Raw genomic sequence first — 1,202 nt, 5'->3', positions numbered from 1 at the left:
ACAGGCCGGGCAATCGTTGACTCTGACAAACAGCGCCAGCCGTCCATTTGTCTCCCGTGATGTTGTCATATTGACCGGCAACACATCCGGAAACAGCCGCTGCCAGGCGGCATCCACTTCCCGCTGGAAACGCAGCTCTTTCTCTGTGCGGGCAAACTCCGCCCTGACCCACTGTTCAGCATAACGGCGGCGTTCGGCATCACTGTCGGCTTCAATACCTAATGTGGTCAGCGGATCAAGCCCCGGCGACTGGATACCCCGTGGCCCACTCATCAGTTGCTGGTAACGCCGGTATTCATCCACACTTAACGTCCACTGTTCAGCCTGATTTTTCAGGAATTGCGGCTGGCTTGCTGTCGATGGTGTCTGCTGCGAGGCTAACGGTGTCGGTGTGGCTGCCCAGACCGGATTGTTCAGTAACCAGATCAATAAACCGAAACGATGCCATTTCATCAATGCCCTCCCTGCTGCGTTTGTTTAGCCGGAGTCGGTAACTGATAGCCCGGGCGTAAATGGTGACACACCACACGCTGCACTTCATCCACGTTCAGTTGCCAGGCCGGGCCTGCCATCACCTGCAACGCGGTACGCAACCGGACAGGACCTAACTGCGTGTGCACCGACGGCAGCGGCTGGCGATATAAAATGTTATTGGTTTTTTCCGGCGCACATAATGTGTAGCCCGATTGACGCAACACATAACGCATCGCATCAGCCACGGTGGGTTTCTGGGAAGCAGGGAGCTGACTATCAATCAGCTGGGAAAGCGGGTCACGCTGGGCCGCTGTCGGGTCGGTACTGACCAGCAAATAGCGGCCATAACGAACCACTTCTGTTTTTTGCCCATAAATATCCGGTGAAACCAGCTGAACGTTACGGGTCAGCGTAACGGAAGGAAAGGTATCTTTGGAAAGCTGAGGTGGCGGTTGTTTTACGGGAGCTGTGCATCCCGTCAGTATTACCGCCATTAAGCCGGTTAACACAGTTATTTTCATGCCAAATAGGTTCCTGCTCAGTCGTAAAATAATCCTGACTATGCAGGGAACCCTGTGATGTATTCAATGAACAACTCAACTGTGTTTGCTGAAAATAAAAATGCCGCAACAGGAAGTAACGGATAACCCCTGAACCGGTATTATCGTATTACGTGGCATGAGTGATAACAGGGCATTATTCAGCAACCGATTTACGCGCTTTTCGCT

General features: G+C 52.7%; 2 protein-coding genes. Both read right to left on the bottom strand.

What is annotated here, in order from left to right; all coding sequences use genetic code 11:
• Positions 1 to 453: TIGR03759 family integrating conjugative element protein (locus ABLA76_RS14925; protein WP_348988521.1), on the bottom strand; the 453-nt coding region annotated here is incomplete at its 3' end.
• Positions 453 to 995 (bottom strand): PilL N-terminal domain-containing protein, encoded by a 543-nt coding sequence (locus ABLA76_RS14920; protein ID WP_348988520.1) that lies wholly within the window; start codon positions 993 to 995, stop codon positions 453 to 455. The genes ABLA76_RS14925 and ABLA76_RS14920, both read right to left, overlap by 1 nt.
• Between the last annotated feature and the right edge of the window lie 207 nt (positions 996 to 1,202).

It is taken from the genome of Xenorhabdus sp. SGI240, from assembly GCF_040081915.1.
Lineage (GTDB): Bacteria > Pseudomonadota > Gammaproteobacteria > Enterobacterales > Enterobacteriaceae > Xenorhabdus > Xenorhabdus bakwenae.
Note: the sequence above shows the minus strand (reverse complement) of the source record. Positions and strands in the feature narration are given on the sequence as shown.